The organism is Micromonospora sp. A3M-1-15, assembly GCF_024213425.1.
In the GTDB taxonomy this organism is placed as follows: domain Bacteria; phylum Actinomycetota; class Actinomycetes; order Mycobacteriales; family Micromonosporaceae; genus Micromonospora; species Micromonospora chersina.
Window position 1 is genome coordinate 1,731,516 of the sequence record NZ_JANAVK010000001.1, and the last position, 19,503, is coordinate 1,751,018.

Annotated in this window: 19 protein-coding genes; 6 read left to right on the top strand and 13 right to left on the bottom strand. The window is 72.5% G+C overall.

What is annotated here, in order from left to right; translation table 11 throughout:
* Nucleotides 1-21 precede the first annotated feature (21 nt).
* The 3 genes from NLX85_RS07980 to NLX85_RS07990 form a co-directional block, all read right to left on the bottom strand.
* Nucleotides 22-1,092, bottom strand: a complete 1,071-nt coding sequence (locus tag NLX85_RS07980) for a BMP family protein (RefSeq protein WP_212838862.1) — start codon at nucleotides 1,090-1,092, stop codon at nucleotides 22-24.
* A 277-nt stretch (nucleotides 1,093-1,369) separates the two neighbouring features.
* A complete protein-coding gene (locus NLX85_RS07985; RefSeq protein ID WP_091322005.1) occupies nucleotides 1,370-1,711 on the bottom strand; it encodes a hypothetical protein in 342 nt (113 codons plus the stop codon).
* A gap of 57 nt (nucleotides 1,712-1,768) precedes the next feature.
* Nucleotides 1,769-2,764, bottom strand: a complete 996-nt coding sequence (locus tag NLX85_RS07990) for a hypothetical protein (RefSeq protein ID WP_254332876.1) — start codon at nucleotides 2,762-2,764, stop codon at nucleotides 1,769-1,771.
* 98 nt (nucleotides 2,765-2,862) lie between these two features.
* On the opposite strand from NLX85_RS07990, the gene NLX85_RS07995 reads away from it, so the two are divergent.
* Nucleotides 2,863-3,465, top strand: a complete 603-nt coding sequence (locus NLX85_RS07995; protein ID WP_254332878.1) for a TetR/AcrR family transcriptional regulator — start codon at nucleotides 2,863-2,865, stop codon at nucleotides 3,463-3,465.
* Between the two features lie 2 nt (nucleotides 3,466-3,467).
* Here the strand turns inward: NLX85_RS07995 and NLX85_RS08000 are convergent, their stop codons facing one another.
* The 4 genes from NLX85_RS08000 to NLX85_RS08015 all read right to left on the bottom strand — a co-directional run bounded on the left by NLX85_RS08000 (nucleotide 3,468) and on the right by NLX85_RS08015 (nucleotide 9,209).
* Nucleotides 3,468-5,279 (bottom strand): glycoside hydrolase family 13 protein, encoded by a 1,812-nt coding sequence (locus NLX85_RS08000; RefSeq protein ID WP_254332880.1) that lies wholly within the window; start codon nucleotides 5,277-5,279, stop codon nucleotides 3,468-3,470.
* 140 nt (nucleotides 5,280-5,419) lie between these two features.
* The gene (locus NLX85_RS08005) at nucleotides 5,420-6,319 is read right to left on the bottom strand and encodes a sugar ABC transporter permease (RefSeq protein WP_254332882.1); all 900 of its coding nucleotides are present in this window, start codon (nucleotides 6,317-6,319) and stop codon (nucleotides 5,420-5,422) included.
* Nucleotides 6,316-7,959 (bottom strand): ABC transporter permease subunit, encoded by a 1,644-nt coding sequence (locus tag NLX85_RS08010; RefSeq protein ID WP_254332884.1) that lies wholly within the window; start codon nucleotides 7,957-7,959, stop codon nucleotides 6,316-6,318. Before NLX85_RS08010 ends, NLX85_RS08005 begins: the two co-directional genes overlap by 4 nt.
* Nucleotides 7,959-9,209, bottom strand: coding sequence for a maltose ABC transporter substrate-binding protein (locus NLX85_RS08015; RefSeq protein ID WP_254332886.1), 1,251 nt, complete (start codon nucleotides 9,207-9,209; stop codon nucleotides 7,959-7,961). Before NLX85_RS08015 ends, NLX85_RS08010 begins: the two co-directional genes overlap by 1 nt.
* A 198-nt stretch (nucleotides 9,210-9,407) precedes the next feature.
* Between NLX85_RS08015 and NLX85_RS08020 the strand changes: the two genes are divergently transcribed.
* The 3 genes from NLX85_RS08020 (at nucleotide 9,408) to NLX85_RS08030 (ending at nucleotide 12,545) form a co-directional block, all read left to right on the top strand.
* The gene (locus NLX85_RS08020; protein WP_254332888.1) at nucleotides 9,408-10,487 is read left to right on the top strand and encodes a LacI family DNA-binding transcriptional regulator; all 1,080 of its coding nucleotides are present in this window, start codon (nucleotides 9,408-9,410) and stop codon (nucleotides 10,485-10,487) included.
* A 145-nt stretch (nucleotides 10,488-10,632) separates the two neighbouring features.
* Nucleotides 10,633-12,267 carry a glycoside hydrolase family 13 protein gene (locus NLX85_RS08025; protein WP_254332891.1) on the top strand — a complete coding sequence of 545 codons (1,635 nt, stop codon included), beginning with the start codon at nucleotides 10,633-10,635 and terminating at the stop codon, nucleotides 12,265-12,267.
* Nucleotides 12,268-12,428: 161 nt separating this feature from the next.
* Entirely contained in the window at nucleotides 12,429-12,545 is a 117-nt protein-coding gene (locus NLX85_RS08030; protein ID WP_254332893.1) for a VOC family protein, read from the top strand.
* 3 nt (nucleotides 12,546-12,548) lie between these two features.
* On the opposite strand, the gene NLX85_RS08035 is transcribed toward NLX85_RS08030, so the two are convergent.
* The 6 genes from NLX85_RS08035 to NLX85_RS08060 form a co-directional block, all read right to left on the bottom strand.
* Nucleotides 12,549-12,992, bottom strand: coding sequence for a hypothetical protein (locus NLX85_RS08035; RefSeq protein ID WP_254332895.1), 444 nt, complete (start codon nucleotides 12,990-12,992; stop codon nucleotides 12,549-12,551).
* A 74-nt stretch (nucleotides 12,993-13,066) separates the two neighbouring features.
* Nucleotides 13,067-13,441, bottom strand: coding sequence for a GntR family transcriptional regulator (locus NLX85_RS08040; RefSeq protein ID WP_254332908.1), 375 nt, complete (start codon nucleotides 13,439-13,441; stop codon nucleotides 13,067-13,069).
* A complete protein-coding gene (locus NLX85_RS08045) occupies nucleotides 13,438-14,373 on the bottom strand; it encodes a YihY/virulence factor BrkB family protein (RefSeq protein ID WP_212838114.1) in 936 nt (311 codons plus the stop codon). Before NLX85_RS08045 ends, NLX85_RS08040 begins: the two co-directional genes overlap by 4 nt.
* 61 nt (nucleotides 14,374-14,434) lie before the next feature.
* On the bottom strand, nucleotides 14,435-15,016 hold the full coding sequence (locus tag NLX85_RS08050) for a 2'-5' RNA ligase family protein (RefSeq protein ID WP_254332910.1): 582 nt from the start codon (nucleotides 15,014-15,016) through the stop codon (nucleotides 14,435-14,437).
* Between the two features lie 24 nt (nucleotides 15,017-15,040).
* Nucleotides 15,041-16,066 carry a tryptophan--tRNA ligase gene (trpS, locus tag NLX85_RS08055; RefSeq protein ID WP_254332912.1) on the bottom strand — a complete coding sequence of 342 codons (1,026 nt, stop codon included), beginning with the start codon at nucleotides 16,064-16,066 and terminating at the stop codon, nucleotides 15,041-15,043.
* 33 nt (nucleotides 16,067-16,099) lie between these two features.
* Entirely contained in the window at nucleotides 16,100-17,125 is a 1,026-nt protein-coding gene (locus NLX85_RS08060; protein ID WP_254332914.1) for a hemolysin family protein, read from the bottom strand.
* 230 nt (nucleotides 17,126-17,355) lie between these two features.
* Here NLX85_RS08060 and galE point away from each other — a divergent pair, with 230 nt between their 5' ends.
* Both galE and galK read left to right on the top strand, forming a co-directional pair.
* A complete protein-coding gene (gene galE, locus NLX85_RS08065; protein WP_254333704.1) occupies nucleotides 17,356-18,285 on the top strand; it encodes a UDP-glucose 4-epimerase GalE in 930 nt (309 codons plus the stop codon).
* On the top strand, nucleotides 18,282-19,448 hold the full coding sequence (gene galK / locus NLX85_RS08070; protein WP_254332916.1) for a galactokinase: 1,167 nt from the start codon (nucleotides 18,282-18,284) through the stop codon (nucleotides 19,446-19,448). The genes galE and galK overlap by 4 nt, the downstream gene beginning before the upstream one ends.
* Nucleotides 19,449-19,503 lie beyond the last annotated feature (55 nt).

Consider the following 19,503-nt stretch of genomic DNA (forward strand, 5'->3'; position numbering starts at 1 on the left):
CCGCGGCGGCCGGCGGAGCGGTCACTTGGTCGGCTGGGCCTTCGAGGTGACCGTGATGGTGCCGGCGGCGATGTCCGCCTTGATCTTGTCGACCTCGGCCTTCAGGTCCGCGGGGACCTTGCTGTCGAAGTCGTGGTACGGCGCGATCGAGACGCCGTTGTTGGCCAGGGTGCCGACGAAGCCCGGCTTGGCCTGGAGCTTCTCGCCGTTGGCGGCCTTCAGCACGGCGTCCTTCACGGCGTCCGGGATGTTCTTGACGACGGTGGTGACCAGCGCCGGGCAGTTCGGGGTGCTCTCGCAGCCGTCGACGTCCACCCAGACGACCGAGTACTTGCCGTTCGAGGCCTGCGCGGCGGCGGTGGTGCCGAGGCCGGCGCCGCCGGCGACCGGCATGATGATGTCCGCGCCCTGGGCGACCAGCGCGTCGGAGACCTTCTTGCCCTCGTCCTGCTTGACGAAGTCGTTGGTGAAGGAGCCCTTCTGGGCGGCCTTGTCCCAGCCGATGACCTGGACGTTCTTGCCCTTGGCCTTGTTGTAGTACGCCACGCCGTCGGCGAAGCCGTCCATGAAGATGGTCACGGGCGGGATCGGCAGACCGCCGTAGGTGCCGACCTTGCCGGTCTTGCTCATGCCGGCGGCCAGGTAACCGGCCTGGAAGGCGGCCTGCGCGGTGTCGAACTGCATCGGGTAGATGTTGTCCACACCCGGGTTCGCGTCCACGATGGCGAACTGCTGGTTCTTGTTCGCCTCGGCGGCCTTCTTGGTGGCGTCCGACATCAGGCCACCGACGGCCAGGATGAAGTCGCACTTCTGGTTGACGAACCCGGTCAGGTTGACCTCGTAGTCCGCCTCGGCCTTCGACTGGACGTTCTTGATGTCGATGTTGTCGTTCTCCTTCTTCGCCTCCTGGAGGCCCTTCCAGGCCGAGGTGTTGAAGGACTTGTCATCGATGCCGCCGACGTCGGTCACCATGCAGGCGCTGAACTTCTTGCCGCCGTTGCCGCCGGCGTTGTTGTCGTCCTTGGGGGCCTCACCACACGCGGCGGCGCCCAGCACGAGGCCACCCGCCACGATGGCGGAGGCGATCCGCATCCCACGCACAGAGCGCAAGACGTCTCCTTCCCATTGCACACCGCGTCGTGCGCGGTGGCAGCCCTTGCGCCGGCCTGCGGTGTGCCGCCGGCGTCCCACGTTACGGACGGGAGCGTACGCCCGCGCCCACCCACCGGCCGACAATCGTGCACGACTGTTGAACGGTCGTTACCCCTACGTAACCCGCACGTGGGGCACATCACCTTTCGTGCCGACGGCCCTCCGGAGAGGTGTCGCGAACGTCCGTTTCCCGAGGTCTTCCCGCTGTGCCGGAGGGCTAACGCCAGAAGACCGCCACCGCCGCGTTGACCAGCGTCAACCCGATGATCGCCAGGAAGTGCCCGCGGTTCACGGACTCCCGCTTACGGGAGAAGAAGACCATGACAAAGATCAGCAGCGCGAGCACCAACTTGGTAACAAGCTTGGCCGGCGCCGGCTCGTCGCCGTCGCGCAGTGGGGCGGACAGACCGATTCCGGTCAGCAGCCCGATCACCGAGCCCCAGAGCATGGCCGCGTTGATCCGCAGCCGGCCGCTGACGAACTGGGCGATCGAACCGCCGAGCAGCAGCGCGAACCCGATCAGATGGACGTAGAGAAGGATCAGTCGAAGAGCTTCCACGCCGGCCATCCTCCCCCATCAACGACGCTTTGTAGTAGCCGGCCCGCCGAGGTGCCGTCATACCGTGACCTCGGCAGGCCGCGCGGCCGGTGTCGGGCTGCCCGCGCCGACCCGGGGGCTCCGGCTGCCGACGAGGACCAGGGCGAGGCCGACCAGCGCGTAGCCGGCCAGCACGGCCAGCGACCGGCCGGCGCCCGCCCCGTCGAAGAACGCGGCCGAGCGCAGCAGCGTGCCGCCCGCCCCGACCGGCAGGAACTGCCCGACCGCACCCCAGGGCTGCGGCAGCAGTTCGGGCGCGGCGGCGACCGCGGAGAGCGGGTTGCCGACCAGGAAGACGAGCAGCGCGCCGAGCCCGAGCCCGGCCCGGCCGAGCAGCGCGCCGAGGCCCGCCACGGTGGCCGCCGTGGCCAGCGCGAACAGCCCGATGGCGGCCGCCTCGGGCCACGGGTCCCCGGCGAGGACGCCGAGCCAGCCGTGCAGCACCGCGGTCCCGGCCAGGCCGGCCAGGACGGCGTAGCCGAGCAGGCCGGCCAGCCGCACGGCACGGCGGGCGACCAGCACGGTGAGCAGCACCCCGGCCAGCATGCCGGTCAGCGCGAGGGGCAGGAACCCGGCGGCGAAGCCGGCCCCGCGCGGGTCGTCCGGGTCGGCCGGCACGACCTGCACCACCGGCACCGGACGGCCGGCGGAGAGTTGCCCGGCGGCCTCGGTGAGCAGCGCGGCCACGGTCGGGCTCGCGGCCGGCGCGGTATGCAGGGCGACCCCGTCCGGGCCGACCACGAAGGCGGCGTACACCTCCCGGTCGCGCAGCGCCCGGTCGGCCGCCGCCGCGTCCGGCAGCGTGGTCACGGCGAAGCCGCCGGGCCGGGCGGCGGCGAGCCGGGCGGCCAGGTCGGCGGCGGCGGGCGGCGGCCCGGCGACGGCGACCGGCAGGTCGCGCGGCGCGAGGTGCGCGGCCGGCGCCGCGAAGAGGGGTACGAGCAGCGCCTGCACGACGACCACGAGGCTGGCGAGCAGCGCGGCGAGCGTCCAGGGCGAGCGGGACCGGAGCATCGTCGTCTCCTAAAAACGAATGTTCGTTCTCTTGCGTTGAGCGTGCGCCGACGACGCGAGATTCGTCAAGAACGAACGTTCGATTTAGAATGTGGGTCGTGCCACGCGTCTCCGAGCAACACCTGGCCGCCCGCCGTCAGCAGATCCTCGACGCGGCCCGCCGCTGCTTCGTGCGCGACGGCTTCCACAACACCTCGATGCAGGACGTGATCAAGGAAGCCGGGCTCTCGGTCGGCGCGGTCTACCGCTACTTCCCGAGCAAGAACGACCTGATCACGGCCATCGCCCAGGCGGTGATCGGCACCGCCGACGCGACCTTCGCCGACCTGGCCACGGCCGACCCGCCGCTGCCCCTGACCGGGGTGCTGGAGCGGGCGCTGACCTTCGTCGACACCCAGCTCGGCCCGGACGGCGTGCTGCCGCTGGCGCTTCAGGTGTGGAGCGAGGCGCAGCGTGACCCGGTGCTGGCCGAGTTCGTCGGGGCCACGTACACCCGGCTGCGTGGCCACTTCGTGGCCGCCGCCGAACGCGCGCGCGACGCCGGCGAGCTGCCCGCGGACGCCGACCCGGAGGCGGTCGGCACCGCGCTGTTCGGCCTGGTCCCCGGCTACTTCACCCAACGCATCCTGACCGGCTCCCCGGACCGCGCCACCTACCTCGAGGGCGTCCGCGCCCTGGTCCGGCCCGCCCCCCGCCCCTGACGTCAGGCGAGGCGCCAGACCTGGAAGCTGGGCCCGTCTCCGGGGAGGGTGACCGCGCCGTCGGCGTCCGGGCGTAAGGCGGGGGCGTCGCCGTAGACGTTCTCTCCGGAGGGGAGGCCGGTCAGGCGGACCGGGGTGCCGGGGGCGCGGCGGGCCAGCACCAGCACCGCGCCGGTCGGCGCCTCGCGGAGGAAGACCAGGGTGTCCGCGTCCGCGTGCACCCAGCGCAGGCCGCCGTGCCGCAGCGCCGGCTCGTTCCGGCGCAGCGCCAGCAGCGAGCGGTACGCCTCGAACGTGCCCCGGTCCCAGCTCTCCGGCCGGTGCCACGGCATCGGGGTACGCGAACCCTCCCCGTTGGTGCCGGTCAGGCCCAGCTCGTCACCCGCGAAGATCACCGGCGTTCCCGGCATGGTGGCGAGCAGGCCGGCGGCCACCTCCTGCCGGGCCGCGTCGCCGACCACGGTCCGGATCCGGGCGGAGTCGTGCGAGCCGAGCAGCTGCCACGAGTGCGTGTACGACCGCCAGGAGACCAGCGACCGGTAGGTGTTCATGGTGGCCAGCACCGCGCCCGCGTCCCGCCGCCGCACCCCGCCCGGTGTGCCGAGGAAGTTCGGCACCGGGCCGTCGCCCTGGCGCAGCCAGGACCAGACGGGATCGGTGAAGCCGACGTAGTTCATGGTGCCGTGCCAGCCGTCCCGGTCCAGGTCACCGGTGTGGTCGTGGCCGTGCTCGGCGAGCAGCAGCCCGTCGGCGCGGGTCTCGGCGACCACCTCGCGCAGCAGCCGGGCCACCTCGTGGGTGTACGCGTCCGCGCCCCGCCGGCCGGTCATGTTCGCCACGTCCACCCGCCAGCCGTCCAGCGCGTACGGCGGGCGCAGCCAGCGGCGCAGCAGCGAGTCCTCGGCGGTGGCGAAGCGCCGGCGCAGCTCGGCGCTGCCCCAGTTGAGCTTCGGCAGCGACTTGACGCCGTTCCACGACTCGTAGTCCCCGCCGGACAGGTCGAAGTAGTACAGGTCCCGCTCGGGCGCGTGCACGTCGGAGACCGCGGCGGTGAACCACTGGTGGGCGTCGCCGGTGTGGTTGCTGGTGATGTCGCCGAGCAGCCGCCAGCCCCGGGCGTGCACGGCGTCGGACAGCCGCGCCAGGGCGGCGTCCCCACCGAGCAGCGGGTCGACGGTGTCGAAGCTCGCCGCGTCGTACCGGTGGTTGGAGCGGGCCGGGAAGATCGGCGTCAGGTAGACGGTGTTCACCCCGAGACGGTCCAGGTGGTCCAGGCGCTCGGTGATCCCGTCCAGGTCGCCGCCGTAGAACTGGCGGGGCGTCTCCGGGCCGCGCCCGATCACCGGGGTGTCCCAGTCGCACGGGATGGCCCAGTCCGGCGCGGTCCGGCCGGCCGCGGCGGCCGAGCGGGCGAACCGGTCCGGGAAGATCTGGTAGATCACCGCGTCCCGCGCCCAGGCCGGCGGCGGCGCGTGGCTGACCAGCTTGAAGTCGCCGTTGTCCGGCACGTCGTGGTCCACCAGGCCGGCGGCGTTCAGCCAGCGGGCGCCCCGCGCGCCGTCGAGCAGGAAGCGGTAGTTGCTGACCGGGTTGCGGACCTCGACGTCGGCCCGCCACCACACGTCACCGCCCTCGGTGCGGTCGACCACCGCCTCGACGAAGCGCGGCTCGCCGTCGCCGGTGGTCCGGACGTGCACCTGGCGGACGTCGGAGCCGGCCGGCACCCGGACGAGGACCGGGACGGTCTGCCCCAGCGCGGGCTCCTGCTCGGGCACGTAGGTGGCGGATCCGTCGTGGTGCGGCTGGAGAGACATGGGGATGCCTTTCGCGTCGTTTCGACAGGGAGTCGGGCGGGCACCCGCCGCGATCGGTCACCCGACCGCGGCGGTCCGCCCGAAAACCGCTCCGGTGTACGTCGACACGACGCCCTTGCCGCAGCGTGAGCCGAGGAGGCTCAGCCCTTGACCGCCCCGGCCGTCAAGCCGGAGACGATGTAGCGCTGGAGCAGTTGGAACACCAGCACCGTCGGGATGGCGGTGAGCAGGGTGCCGGCCGCGAACATCCCGAAGTTGTTGTTGCGCTCGCCCGCCACCAGGCCGAACATGCCGACCGCCAGGGTCTTCGACTCGGTGTTGGTGAGGAACACGTTGGCGATCATGAACTCGTTGATCGTGCCGATGAACGACAGCAGCGCGGTCACCGCCAGGATCGGCGCCACCAGCGGCAGCATGATCCGGAAGAAGACCTGGGCGTGCGTGGCGCCGTCCATGGTCGCCGACTCGTCCAGCTCGCGCGGCAGGGTGTCGAAGAAGCCCTTCATGAGCCAGGTGTTCACGCCCAGCGCGCCGCCCATGTAGAGCAGGAACAGGCCCCACGGGGTGTTGAAGCCGAGCACCGGCCACAGGTCGGTGACCGTCGTGAAGATCAGGAAGATCGCCACGATGGCCAGGAACTGCGGGAACATCTGGATCAGCAGCAGCGTGAGCAGGCCGACCCGGCGACCGGCGAACCGCATCCGGGAGAACGCGTACGCCGCCAGCGCGGACAGGAAGATCGACACGAAGCTGGCCGTGCCGGCGATCAGCAGCGAGTTGAGGAACCAGTGCGCGTAGGCGGTCTTGTCGAACAGGTTGCTGAAGTTCTCGAAGGACGCGCCGGTCGGCACCAGTTCGGTCGAGGAGAGCGTGCCGAGCGGGTTGAGCGCCGCGGAGAGCACGAACAGGATCGGGAAGAGGCTGAACACCACCGCCAGCACCCCGACGAGGTGCCGCCAGCCCACCTGGGCGAACCAGCGGTTCCTCGACCTCCCCCTCGCGTTCCGGTTGGCGACGGGGGCGTCCGCGTAGGTCGTCACGAGTACACCTCCTCCTGCTTGCGGGTACGCCGGAAGCTGATCGCCGACACCGTCGCCACGATCGCGAAGATGAAGATCGAGACCGCGGCGGCCATGCCGAACTCCGCGCCCTGGGCGCCGAAGGCCAGCCGGTAGGTGTAGGTGATGAGCAGGTCGGTGGCGCCGTTTGTCGGGTTGTCCGGCGCGAACGGTCCGCCCTCGGTGGTCAGCCAGATCGCGTTGATGTTGTTGAAGTTGTACGCGAACGACGCGATCAGCAGCGGCGAGAGCGCGACCAGCAGCAGCGGCAGGGTGACCGCCCGGAAGGACTGCCACGGGCTGGCGCCGTCGACCGAGGTGGCCTCGGTCAGCTCGCGCGGGATCGCCTGGAGCGCGCCGGTGGCCACCAGGAACATGTACGGGTAGCCCAGCCAGAGCTGGACCAGCAGCACCGCGGCCCGGGCCGACCAGCTCTGGCCGAACCAGTCGACGTCCAGCCCGAACAGGTTGTTGACCAGGCCGAAGTCGGTGTTGAACATGTCCCGCCAGACCAGCAGCATGGCGAACGACGGCATGGCGTACGGCAGAATCAGCAGCACCCGGTAGAGGTTGGTCCCGCGCATCCGGGGCGAGTGCAGCGCGAGCGCGATGGCCATGCCGAGCAGGAAGGTGAGCCCGGTCGAGCCGATCGCGAAGGCGAAGTTCCACACCAGCGTGCCGAAGAACGGCCCGGAGATGTTCGGGTCGGTGAGCACCCGGCTGAAGTTCTTCAGCCCGACGTTCACCTTCCAGCCCTGGGTGAGCCGCTCGCCGTCGGCGGCCACGAACGCGCCGGTCGCCGGGTCGGCGGTCCAGGTCTTGCCGGTCTCGCCGTCCTTGACGCAGTCGCAGCCCTCGTCGTACGCCCGGACCGCCTTGCCCTCGTAGGCGCGGGTGAGGCCGTTGGACCGGATGGCGCCGCCGGAGGTCGGTACGACGAGGTCGGTGATCTCCTTGCTCCGGACGCTGGCCTGGCCGATGTTCAGGACGGTGTAGCCGTCGGCGGCGGTGACCTTGCCGGTGATGCTGCTGGCGTCCACCTGACCGGCGTCGAGCTTGCGCAGCCCGCCCGCGTCGCCCGCGAAGACGTCCTTGGTCCTGGGGTCGCTGAGCAGGAAGACCAGCGCGCCGGTGGCCGGGTCGCCCTTGGTGGCGATGGAGAGGGCGTACTCGGTGGAGCCGGGGACCTGCTTCACCGAGGAGGTCTGGATGGCGACGATCGCGTCGTCCTTGCTGCCGCGGTGGCCGTCGCCGAAGTTCGTGAACGCGGTGCTCGCCGTGTAGAGCACCGGGAAGACCTGGAAGGCGATGAGGAAGATCGTGCCGGGGACCAGGTACTTGGCCGGGATGTGCCGGCGGCCGAGGTAGAGGTAGAACAGGCCCGCGGTGGTGGCGGCGAGGATCGCCAGCCCGATCCAGTGCTCGGCCTCGATGAGCGGGAACGCCGCCCAGATCGCGATCCCGGCCACGAGGCCGAGCAGGACCACCTTGACGACGAGGCCGGTCGCGGTGATCGGCGCGTGGTTCCGCGCGGTACGGGATGTGCGCGGGAGCCCGCGGCGAACGGGCTCCCGGCCCGGGGCCTGCTGAGCAGACCCCGGGCCGGACAGCGACGTGCTCATTACTTGATCTGGCCCTGGATGGTCTTGCCAGCGGCGGTGATCGTCTTGGCCGGGTCGGCGCCGCCGATGATGGCGGCCTCCGCCTTGCCGAACGGGTCCCAGATCGCGGCCATGGCCGGGATCGCCGGGAGCACCTGGCCGTTCTTGCCGGCCTCCTGGAACTTGGCCAGGTCCGGGTCCTCGCCCTTGACCTGGTCGAAGGCGGCGGTCAGCGCCGGCGGGCGCGGCTCGGCCTTGTACAGCGCGACGGCCAGCTCGGGCTTGGTCACGTAGTTGGTGACGAACTCCTGGGCCAGGGCCTTGTTCTTGCCCTTGGCGGCGACGTAGAACGCCTGGACGCCCACGAACGGCTGGGCCTCCTTGCCACCGGCGAAGCCGGGGACCGGGGAGATGTCGTACTTGATGTTGGCCTTCTTGGCGTCGGCGATGGCCCACGGGCCGGAGACCAGGAAGGCGCACTTCTTGGCGCCGAAGGTGGCGATGGAGTTCTCGCCGGTGATGGAGCGCTTCAGCGCGCCGTCGCCCTTCTCACCGAGCTTCGCGATCTTCTGGAAGGCCGCGATCGACTCCGGCTTGCCGACGCCCAGGTCCTTCGGGTCGTAGTCGCCGTTGGCCCCGGTGCCGAACAGGTAGCCGCCGCCCGAGGTGTACAGCGGGTAGACGTGGTACGCGTCGCCGTTCTGGCCGGACTGGAGGCAGAGGATCTCGCTGGCCTTCTTCTCGGCCTTGAGCTTCTTGCCGGTGGCGACCAGCTCCTCGATCGTCTTCGGCGCCTCGGGGGCCAGCTCGGTGTTGCGGATCAGCGCGACGTTCTCGGTGGCGTAGGGGACGCCGTAGAGCTGGCCGTTGAAGGTGACGGCCTTGACGGCGGTCTCGTTGAACGCGCTCTTCTGCTCGGCGGCGAGCTGCACCGGGTCGATGGCGCCGTTCTGGACCAGGTTGCCGATCCAGTCGTGCGCGCCGACCACGACGTCCGGGCCGCTGCCCTGCTGCGAGGCGGTGACGAAGTTGGTCTGCAGGTCCTTGGAGACGGCCTGGACCTCGACGGTCACGCCGTTCTCCTTGCCGAACTCCTCGGCGAACGGCTTCAGGGCCGCGGTCCGCTTGTCGTCGGCCCAGATGACCAGCTTGCCGCCGGTGGCCTTGGCGGACTCCTTGGCGGCCGGCTTGTCGCTGTCACTGCCGCCGCAGCCGGACGCGGCGAGCGCCAGGCCGAGGACAGCGACCACACCCGCGGTACGGATGCGCATCGGTACTCCTGTCGTCATGGCGGCGCGCCGGGGGAAGGGCGGTCCGCCAGTGGAAACCTCGGTAATTTCTTGCTGACCGGCGCGGGGGTGCTGCGCCGCTGCTCTCGCATGTTGCGGGGACGTTAGCAAGAGGTTGCAGAGAATGGAAGGGCTTGCAGGCGTGTACGCAAGAAGTTGCCCGTGAGCTAAAGTGCCGCCATGCGCGCTCGACTGTCCGACATCGCCCAACAGGCCGAAGTCAGCGAGGCCACGGTGTCGCGGGTGCTCAACGACCGCCCCGGAGTGGCCCCGGAGACCCGGCAGGCCGTCCTCACCGCCCTCGACGTGCTCGGCTACGAGCGCCCCGCCCGGCTGCGCAAGCGCAGCGCCGGGCTGGTCGGCCTGGTCGTGCCCGAGCTGGACAACCCGATCTTCCCGGCCTTCGCCCAGGTCATCGAGTCGACGCTGGCGCAGAGCGGGTTCACCCCGGTGCTCTGCACGCAGACCCCCGGTGGGGTCACCGAGGACGAGTACGTCGAGATGCTGCTCGACCGGCAGGTCTCCGGGATCGTCTTCGTCTCCGGCCTGCACGCCGACACCGCCGCCAACCACGACCGCTACCGGGCGCTGATCGCCCGGCCGCTGCCGATCGTCATGATCAACGGGTACGCGCCCGGCATCGCGGCGCCCTTCGTCTCCTCCGACGACGGTGCGGCCACCGAGCTGGCCATCGCGCACCTGGTCGCGCTCGGCCACCGGCGGATCGGCCTGATCACCGGCCCGGACCGGTTCGTGCCCGTGCAGCGCCGCGTGGCCGGCTTCCGCGCCGCCATGAAGCGACTGGTCGGTGCCACCGAGGCGGAGGTGGGCGAGCTGGCCGAGCTCTCCCTGTTCGGCGTCGAGGGCGGCGAGGCCGCCGCGGGCCGACTCATCGAGCGCGGCGTGACCGGGCTGGTCTGCGGCTCCGACCTGATGGCCCTGGGCGCGATCCGGGCCGCCCGGCAGCGCGGCCTGGCCGTCCCCGGCGACGTCTCGGTGGTCGGCTACGACGACTCCCCGCTGATGGCCTTCACCGACCCGCCGCTGACCACCATGCGACAGCCGGTCGCCGCCATGGCGGTGGCCGCCGTGCGGGCCCTGGTCGACGAGATCAACGGGCACGCCGCCCCGAACTCCGAGTACGTGTTCCGCCCGGAGCTGGTGGTGCGCGGCTCGACCGCGGTGGCCCACCCGGGCGACGCGGGGAGCGGCGCGAAGCGGCACCGCACCACCCCGTCCACGCTCGCCGTTCCCGCGTGACCCCTCGCGGAGCCGTCATTTCTTGCGCAAGGAATGCTTGACTCTTGCAGCGGTCGGGCGGCATTCTGCTCAGACACCCTGCGCCCATCACCACGCCCGCGCCGGGGCGCCACCGTCCCGCGCCAGAGAACGGGGATCTGAACCGATGACCTCCGCCCCCCACCCCACGCCGCTGACCGCCGACGACGACTGGTGGCGGTCCGCCGTCGTCTACCAGGTCTACGTCCGCAGCTTCGCGGACTCGAACTCCGACGGCGTCGGTGACCTGGAGGGCATCCGGCAGCGCCTGCCGTACCTGCGCGACCTCGGGGTGGACGCGCTCTGGCTGACCCCGTTCTACACCTCGCCCCAGATCGACGCCGGCTACGACGTGGCCGACTACCGGGACGTGGACCCGCTCTTCGGCAACCTCGGTGACTTCGACGCGATGATCACCGACGCGCACGCCCTGGGCCTGCGGATCATCGTGGACCTGGTGCCCAACCACACCTCCAGTGCGCACCCGTGGTTCACCGCGGCCCTCGCCGCCGGCCCCGGCTCCCCCGAGCGCGAGCGCTACCTCTTCGCCGAGGGCAAGGGCGAGCGGGGCGAGCTGCCGCCGAACGACTGGGAGAGCATCTTCGGCGGCCCCGCCTGGACCCGGGTCCCCGACGGCCAGTGGTACCTGCACCTGTTCGACCCGGCCCAGCCCGACCTGAACTGGCGGCACCCGGAGGTCCGCGCCGAGTTCGAGGACGTCCTGCGGTTCTGGCTCGACCGCGGCGTGGACGGCTTCCGGATCGACGTGGCCCACGGGATGATCAAGGCCGAGGGGCTGCCGGACGTCGGCTTCAACTCGATGACCACCGGCCAACGCCAGTCGGAGCTGCTGGGCAAGGGCCGGCTGCCCTACTTCGACCAGGACGAGGTGCACGACATCTACCGCGCCTGGCGGCCGATCCTGGACAGCTACCCCGGCGGCCGGATGGCCGTGGCCGAGGCGTGGGCCGAGACCCCGCAGCGGCTGGCCCGCTACATCGGCCCGGACGAGCTGCACCAGGCGTTCAGCTTCGACTTCCTCGACGCCACCTGGTCGGCCGACTCGTTCCGCAAGGTGATCGACACGGCGCTCGCCGAGTCGGCCATCGTTGGCGCGCCGACCACCTGGGTGCTCTCCAACCACGACCGGCAGCGGCACGTCACCCGGTACGGCGACGGCGAGGTCGGCCTGCGCCGCGCCCGGGCCGCCGCCCTGCTGATGCTCTCCCTGCCCGGCTGCGCGTACGTCTACCAGGGCGAGGAGCTGGGCCTGCCCGAGGTGCTGGACCTCCCCGACGAGCTGCGCCAGGACCCGGCGTTCCTGCGCACCGGCGAGAGCCGGGACGGCTGCCGGGTGCCGATCCCGTGGAGCGGCGAGCTGGCCCCGTACGGCTTCGGCCCGGAGGGCAGCGAGCTGAGCTGGCTGCCGGCCCCGGCGACCTGGCGTGCCCTCTCGGTGGCCGCCCAGGCCGGGGTGACCGGCTCGACGCTGGAGCTCTACCGGACCGCGCTGCGGATCCGGCACGAACACCCGGCGCTGGCCGGCACCGACGGGATCACCTGGCTGGAGACCGAACCCGGAGTGCTGGCGTTCCGCCGCACCGCCGGTGGCGCGGAGCTGACCTGCGTGGTCAACCTCAGCGGCGCGGAGGTGACCGTCGCCGGCCACGGTCGGCCGGTCGTCGCCAGCGCCGACCTCACCGAGCGGGGCGACGGGCACGTCCTGCCGGTGGACGCGGCTGCGTGGTTCGAACGGCGCTGAGCCGGGTAACCCGCCATTGACCTGGTCGTCCGTTGTGCCCCGCGCCGACGGGCGGCTGGGCTACCGACCCCTTGTGGTGGGGGGTGAGGTGGCGCCGGCCCCTTGGGGACTCGTTCCCGAGGGGCCGGTGTCCATCTGGGACCGTGGGGTACCACGGGGTGATGACCGCACTCGGCGCCCGGCACGTCGACGTCGGGCAGACCGGCAGTGAGGGCTTCGTGGTGCTGGCCGACCCGGAGGACAACGAGTTCTGCGTGCTCGACGGGCCGCCGAGCTGAGCCTCAGTCGCCCTTGGCGGTGAGCAGCGCGGCGATCCGGGCGAGCCCGGCCCGCACCTCGTCCCGGCTGGGCGGGGTCACCGGCTCCGGCTCCGGCTGCCGCTCGGCGGCAAGCTCCAACTCCTCGTCGATGACGTCCTCGAAGTCACCGTAGAGGTCGGCCTCGTCGACCCGGGCCGCCTCGTCCTCGGCGGCGATCTGAGCGGCGGCGATCTCGCCGCGGATCTCCTCGGGGGTCAGCGCCGGCAGCAGCGGCTCCACCACCGCCATCAACTGTTCCTCGGCCACCACCGCCTCGGCCAGGGCGAGCGCGTGCGGCCGCTCGTACGGGCCGCAGACCACCGGCTCCCACTCGTCGTCGTCGCCGAGCGGGCCGAAGGTGATGATCCACGGCAGGCCCAGCATCGGCGAGTCGTCCGGCAGGTCCAGTGTCACGAGTGCGCCCACCGGCCCATCATGGTCCGTGGCCGCGCGGACGTGCGCCTCATTCACGCCAACTCCCCCCTCTCCGGCGGTCGCTCTCACCCGTGCGTACCGGCGTCCAGAGCCGCACGGACCAGGGCGACCGCGCGATCCGGCGGGACGCCCAGGCGCAGCGCCTCGGCCGCGTACGCCACGGCGGCCCGGTGCAGGCGGTCGGCGGCGTCGTCGCGCCCCGGCGCCACCACGGTGCCGTGCCGGCCGCGCGTCTCCACCAGCCCGGCGGACTCCAGCTCCCGATACGCGCGGGCCACGGTGTTCACGGCCAGGCCCAGGTCGGCGGCGAGCTGCCGGACGGCGGGCAGCCGGGTGCCGACCGCCAGCCGACCGTCGCCGACCATCGCGGCGAGCTGCCCGCGCACCTGCTCGTACGGGGGCACCGGCGAGTCCTGGTCGATCCGGATCCGGGTGCTCATCCCGCCCCTCCCGGCGTGCCCGGGTCGGTCTCCTCGTCGACCTCCACGTCCACCTCCCGCGCGGCGCCGCCCTCGGCCAGGTCCACCACCCGGCCGTAGCGGCTCGTGGCGGCCAGCGCGGCGCCGAAGAGCACCATCTGGTTGAGCAGGTAGAGGTAGAGCAGCAGCCCCACGGCCGTGGCCACCACGGTGTACGCCGGATTCCGCTCGGTGCGCACCACGTAGTAGCGCCCGACCGTGTTGAGCAGCGTGATGCCGACGGCGACCGCCAGCACGGCGGGGCGCAGCCGGCGCCGGCTCATCCGCAGCCGGGGCACCGCCACCAGCAGCGCGGTGGCCAGCACCGCGTTGACCAGCACGCTGAGCACCGCGCTGACCGTGGTCAGCCCGACCGACCCGGTGCTGCGCAGCAGGAAGCGCAGCAGCGACTCCAGGGCGTCGACGGCCGCCACCGAGACGCCCAGCAGCACGAAGACCGCGACCAGCACCCCCAGGTCGACCAGGCGGCGGACCACCAGGTTGCCGGGCTGCTGGTTGAACCCGTACATGAGCCGCTGCGAGGAGCGGATCGCCTCGACCCAGCCGATCCCCGTGAAGACCAGGATGACCAGGCCGACCACGCCGACGGTGTTGCTGCTCTCGGCGATCTGCTGGGGGTCGAGGAACGGCAGGTTCCCCTCCAGGAAGTCGGCCGCCGCCCGGCTGACCTCGCGGTTGTCCTGGAGGATCGTGCCGAAGATCCAGTATCCGACCAGGGCCAGCGCGAACACGGCGAAGAAGCCGTAGTAGGCGATCGCCGCGGCCAGCCGGCCGGCGAGCAGGTCGGCGTAGAGCGTCCCGGCCCGCCACACGTGGTCGAAGACCGACGACCGGTCGCGGGCCGCGTCGATGCGGCGTCCCAGCGCGGCCTCGATCCGGCCGATGACGTTCACCCCGCCATCCTCGCCGAATCCCCGGCCCGGTGGAGGCAGGCCGGCCGGCCGCGTGCTCAGCTCAGCCGCCGAGGCGGAAGTCGCGGCGGGGCTGCCACCGGGCGGCCCCGCTGTGCGAGAAGAGGGTGAACGCCTCCACCTCGAAGAGCGCCGAGAAGTCGGCCAGGTCCTCGTACGCCTTGTCGAGCACCTCGGGCGGCACGTCCTGGGCCACCGTGACGTGCGGGTGGTACGGGAAGCGCGCCTCGCGGTGCAGCTCGGGGGCCGCGTTGATGGCGGCGGCGAGCAGTTCGCACTCGCTGATCCCGGCGGCCACCGCCACGAAGACCACCTGGGTGACCGGCCGGAACGTGCCGGTGCCCCGCAGGTGCAGGGTGAACGGCAGGTGGGTGGCGGCCACCCGGGCCAGGTGCTCCTCGACGGCGGGCAGCGCGCGCACCGGGATCTCGGTGGGCCCGAGCAGCGTGACGTGCGCCGGGACGGCCTGCGGGTCACCGGCCTCGACCCGCCTGCGGGTGAGCATCCCGCCCCACGGCTCGGGGATGTCGACCGCGATCCCGATCTGGATGGTGTCACCGGCGTCCGGTGAACCGTCCCTGCCATCCACGCTGCGCGCCACCCCTCCGGCCACCGACCGCTTCACCCGTTCCCGCCGTGCCCCGGGCCGCTACTCGAACCGGACCGGCGGGAAGAAGCCGATCCGCTCGTACGCGGTGCGCAGCGTCGCGGCGGCCACGGCGCGGGCCTTCTCCGCGCCCTGCGCGAGCAGCTTGTCGAGCTGGGCCGGGTCGTCCAGGTAGGCGCGGGTGCGCTCCTGGATCGGGGTGACGAACTCCCGGACCACCTCGGCGAGATCCTTCTTCAGGTCGCCGTAGCCCTTGCCGTCGTAGGCGGCCACGAGGTCGTCGATGCTCCGGCCGGAGAGGGCCGAGTAGATGGTGAGCAGGTTGGAGATGCCCGGCTTGCCCTCAGCGTCGAAGACGATCTCGCGGCCGGTGTCGGTGACCGCCGAGCGGATCTTCTTGGCCGAGCGGGCCGGCTCCTCCAGCAGGTCGATGATGCCGGCCGGCGACGAGGACGACTTCGACATCTTGGCCGTCGGGTCCTGCAGGTCGGTGATCTTCGCGGTGTCCTTGACGATGTGCGGGGCGGGCACCGTGAAGGTCGGGCCGAACAGCGAGTTGAACCGCTGGGCCAGGTCGCGGGAGAGCTCCAGGTGCTGCCGCTGGTCCTCGCCGACCGGCACCGCGTGGGCCTGGTAGAGCAGGATGTCGGCGGCCTGCAGGATCGGGTAGGTGAACAGGCCGACGCTGGCCCGCTCGCTGCCCTGCTTCTGCGACTTGTCCTTGAACTGGGTCATCCGGCTCGCCTCGCCGAAGCCGGTGATGCAGCCGAGCACCCAGGCCAGCTGCGGGTGCTCGGGCACCTGCGACTGCACGAAGAGGGTGCTGCGCTCCGGGTCCAGGCCGACCGCGAAGAGCTGCGCGGCGGCGATCCGCGTGCGCTGCTTGAGCACCTTCGGGTCGTGCCCGGCCGTGATCGCGTGCAGGTCCACCACGCAGTAGAACGCGTCGTGGCTCTCCTGCAGGGCCACCCAGTGCCGTACCGCGCCCAGGTAGTTGCCGAGGTGGAACGAGTCGGCCGTCGGCTGGATGCCGGAGAAGACGCGCGGGCGGGCGGGTACGTCGGACATGACGGCAATTCTGTCAGCAAGCCCCGGCGTCCGTCATGACGGGCCGGCCGGTCGGGTGGGCACGGGCGGGAGCGGGGCGGTGACCTCGCGCCTCGGCTCGGGCAGGCGCGCCGTGGAGACCGCGAGGCGGGACACCCGCCGCCCGTCGAGCGCCACCACCCGCAGCAGCCAGCCGCCGGGCGGGTCGTCCGGATCGGGCCCGCCGGCCTCGTCCGCGTCGACGGCCACCGGCACCTCGTCGCCGGCCATGGGCAGCCGGCCGAGGGCGGCCATCACGAAGCCGCCGACCGTCTCGTACGGCCCGGCGGGCAGCGGCACCCCGGTCCGCTCGGCGAAGTCGGCCAGGTTGAGCCGGCCGTCGACCACGGCGGGCAGGCCGGCGTGGGCCGCGTCGGGCGGGGCGTCGTGCTCGTCGTGGATCTCCCCGACCAGCTCCTCGACCAGGTCCTCGCAGGTGACGATGCCGGCGGTGCCGCCGTACTCGTCGACCACCACGGCCAGGTGGTGGCCCTCGAGGCGCATCTCGGTGAGCGCGGCCAGCACCCGCTTGCTGCCGGGGAGGCGCTTCACCTTGCGGGCCAGCTCGCCGACCGTGGCGCGCGGGTCCCGTTCCGGGCGCAGCAGCACGTCCCGCAGGTGGACGAGGCCGACCACGTCGTCGTGGGTGCCGTCGACCACCGGGTAGCGGGTGTGCGGCTCGGCCCGGACCAGCCGCTCGGCCTCGGCCAGGGTGAGCCCGGTGGCGAGGAAGACCACCTCGGTGCGCGGCACCATCACCTCCCGGATCAGCCGCGCTCCGGCCGCCAGCACCTCGTCGATGATCCGTCGCTCGTCCGGGTCGAGCACCGTGTTGGCCGCGACGAGGTCGCGCAACTCGGCCTCGCTGATCCGCTCCCGGCCGGCGGTCGGACTGGCGCCGAGCAGGTCGGTGACCAGGCGGGTGGCGCCGTCGGCGGCCCGCACCACGAGGCGGGCGACGGTGCGGGCCACGGGTCCCGGTTCGCGTCTGGGCCGCCCCGGCGAACGCCGCCGGGGCCCGGGACCACCTCCCTCCCGCATGAGAAGGATGGTAGACAGCAGGCGCCGCACGCTCCGGGCAATGTTCGGATCTGTTCAATCATGAAGGATTATGGTGGAATGGTTGCCGGCCTCACCCGCAGCCGCGGCACAGCCCGCGGCCGTAGGGTGATCACGGACGGCCGCCGTGCCACGCGGCCAGGCAGAGGAGGACCGACGTGAAACTGCTCGTCACCGGCGGCGCCGGTTACATCGGCAGCGTGGTGACCCGGATGCTGCTGGACCACGGTCACGAGGTGACCGTGCTGGACGACCTGCGCACCGGCCACCGGGCGGCGCTCGCCCCCGAGGCGACCCACGTCGACCTGCCGATCCACGAGGCCGCCCGGGTGCTCACCCCCGACGCCGGCTTCGACGGCGTGCTGCACTTCGCAGCCCTGATCGCCGCCGGCGAGTCGATGGTCAAGCCGGAGCTCTACTGGCAGACCAACACCGTCGGCTCGCTCGCCCTCATCGACGCGGTCCGCGCCGCCCGGGTGCCCCGGCTGGTCTTCTCCTCCACCGCCGCCGTCTACGGCAACCCCACCGAACTGCCCATCCCGGAGACCGCCGTCAAGGCCCCCACCAACACCTACGGGGCGACCAAGCTGGCCGTCGACATGGCGCTCACCTCCGAGGCGGTCGCGCACGACCTGGCCGCCGTCTCGCTGCGCTACTTCAACGTGGCCGGGGCGTACCGGCACGACGGGCGGGTCATCGGCGAGCGGCACGACCCCGAGACCCACCTCATCCCGCTCGCCCTCGACGTGGCCGCCGGCCGGCGCGACAAGCTGCAGCTCTTCGGCGACGACTACCCGACCGTCGACGGCACCTGCGTCCGCGACTACATCCACGTCGAGGACCTGGCCCGCGCGCACCTGCTGGCCGTCGACGCCGCCACGGCGGGCCGGCACCGCATCTACAACCTGGGCAACGGCAACGGCTTCACCAACCGGCAGGTGATCGAGGTGGTCCGCGAGGTCACCGGCCACCCGGTGCCGGTCGAGGTGGCCCCGCGACGCGAGGGCGACCCGGCCGAGCTGGTCGCCTCCTCCGCGCTGGCCCGCGCGGAGCTGGGCTGGGTGCCGGAGAAGGCCACCCTCCAGGACATGGTCGGCGACGCCTGGGAGTTCTACCGCACGCATGTCCTGGGACAGCGATGAGCGTGGAGGGTGACGTCGCGGCCCGCGCCACCGCCGGCTTCCGGCAGCGGTACGGCGGGGAGCCCGCGGGCCGCTGGGCGGCTCCCGGCCGGGTCAACCTGATCGGCGAGCACACCGACTACAACGACGGCTTCGTGCTGCCCTTCGCGCTGCCGCTGCGTACCGTCGTCGCCGCGGCGGTCACCGACGACGGGCGCTGGAGCGTCTCGTCGGAGCTGGACGACGAGCCGGTGGAGTTCGGGCCGGCCGAGGCCGACGAGCCCGGCGGGGTCGACGGCTGGGCCGCCTACGTGGCCGGGGTGGTCTGGGCGCTGCGCGCTGCCGGCCACACCGTCCCCGGCGCCCGGCTGGCCATCGCCTCCGACGTGCCGGTCGGCTCCGGGCTCTCCTCGTCGGCGGCCATCGAGGCGGCGGTGCTCGCCGCCCTGGTCGAGCTGGGCGGCCTGGACCTGCCCGCCGACCGCTGGCCCCGGCTCGCCCAGCGGGCCGAGAACGACTACGTGGGCGCCCCCACCGGGATCATGGACCAGTCCGCGGTGATCCGCGGCCGGTCCGGGCACGCCCTCTTCCTGGACTGCCGCACCGAGGCGGTCGAGCAGATCCCGTTCGACCTGGAAGCCGCCGGGCTGGCCGTGCTGGTGGTCGACAGCCGCGCCCCGCACCGGCACGCCGACGGCGAGTACGCGGCCCGCCGCAAGTCCTGCGAGCGGGCCGCCGAGGCGCTCGGGGTGGCCGCGCTGCGCGACGTCGCCACCGGCGACCTGGACGTCGCGCTGGCCCGGCTGGACGACGCCGAGACCCGCCGCCGGGTCCGCCACGTGGTCACCGAGGACCAGCGGGTGCTCGACACCGTCGAGCTGCTGCGCGCCGGCCGGATCCGCGACATCGGCCCGCTGCTGACCGCCTCCCACGCCTCGATGCGGGACGACTTCGAGATCACCGTGCCGGAGATCGACACCGCGGTCGAGGCGGCGCTGGCCGCCGGGGCGTACGGGGCACGGATGACCGGCGGCGGCTTCGGCGGCTGCGTGCTCGCCCTGGTCGACGCGGACGCCGCCGACGCCGTGGCCGACGCTGTCACGGCCGCGTACGCCGACCGCGGTTTCGCCGCGCCCGGCACGCTCACCGTCCTCCCGGCCGGCGGCGTGACCGGCCTCGACTGACGACGAACGAAGGCCCCCGGTCGACCGACCGGGGGCCTTCGTCACGTGCGATCCG

Excerpts from the sequence above, each read along its gene's own strand:
- NLX85_RS07990 (WP_254332876.1), bottom strand. The coding sequence starts at position 2,764 with ATGCTCCGGTCCCGCTCGCCCTGGACGCTCGCCGCGCTGCTCGCCAGC.
- NLX85_RS08030 (WP_254332893.1), top strand. The coding sequence starts at position 12,429 with ATGACCGCACTCGGCGCCCGGCACGTCGACGTCGGGCAGACCGGCAGT.
- NLX85_RS07980 (WP_212838862.1), bottom strand. The coding sequence starts at position 1,092 with ATGCGGATCGCCTCCGCCATCGTGGCGGGTGGCCTCGTGCTGGGCGCC.
- NLX85_RS08020 (WP_254332888.1), top strand. The coding sequence starts at position 9,408 with ATGCGCGCTCGACTGTCCGACATCGCCCAACAGGCCGAAGTCAGCGAG.
- NLX85_RS08010 (WP_254332884.1), bottom strand. The coding sequence starts at position 7,959 with ATGAGCACGTCGCTGTCCGGCCCGGGGTCTGCTCAGCAGGCCCCGGGC.
- NLX85_RS08025 (WP_254332891.1), top strand. The coding sequence starts at position 10,633 with ATGACCTCCGCCCCCCACCCCACGCCGCTGACCGCCGACGACGACTGG.
- NLX85_RS08000 (WP_254332880.1), bottom strand. The coding sequence starts at position 5,279 with ATGTCTCTCCAGCCGCACCACGACGGATCCGCCACCTACGTGCCCGAG.
- NLX85_RS08040 (WP_254332908.1), bottom strand. The coding sequence starts at position 13,441 with ATGAGCACCCGGATCCGGATCGACCAGGACTCGCCGGTGCCCCCGTAC.
- galK (WP_254332916.1), top strand. The coding sequence starts at position 18,282 with ATGAGCGTGGAGGGTGACGTCGCGGCCCGCGCCACCGCCGGCTTCCGG.
- galE (WP_254333704.1), top strand. The coding sequence starts at position 17,356 with ATGCTGCTGGACCACGGTCACGAGGTGACCGTGCTGGACGACCTGCGC.
- NLX85_RS08015 (WP_254332886.1), bottom strand. The coding sequence starts at position 9,209 with ATGCGCATCCGTACCGCGGGTGTGGTCGCTGTCCTCGGCCTGGCGCTC.
- trpS (WP_254332912.1), bottom strand. The coding sequence starts at position 16,066 with ATGTCCGACGTACCCGCCCGCCCGCGCGTCTTCTCCGGCATCCAGCCG.
- NLX85_RS08060 (WP_254332914.1), bottom strand. The coding sequence starts at position 17,125 with ATGCGGGAGGGAGGTGGTCCCGGGCCCCGGCGGCGTTCGCCGGGGCGG.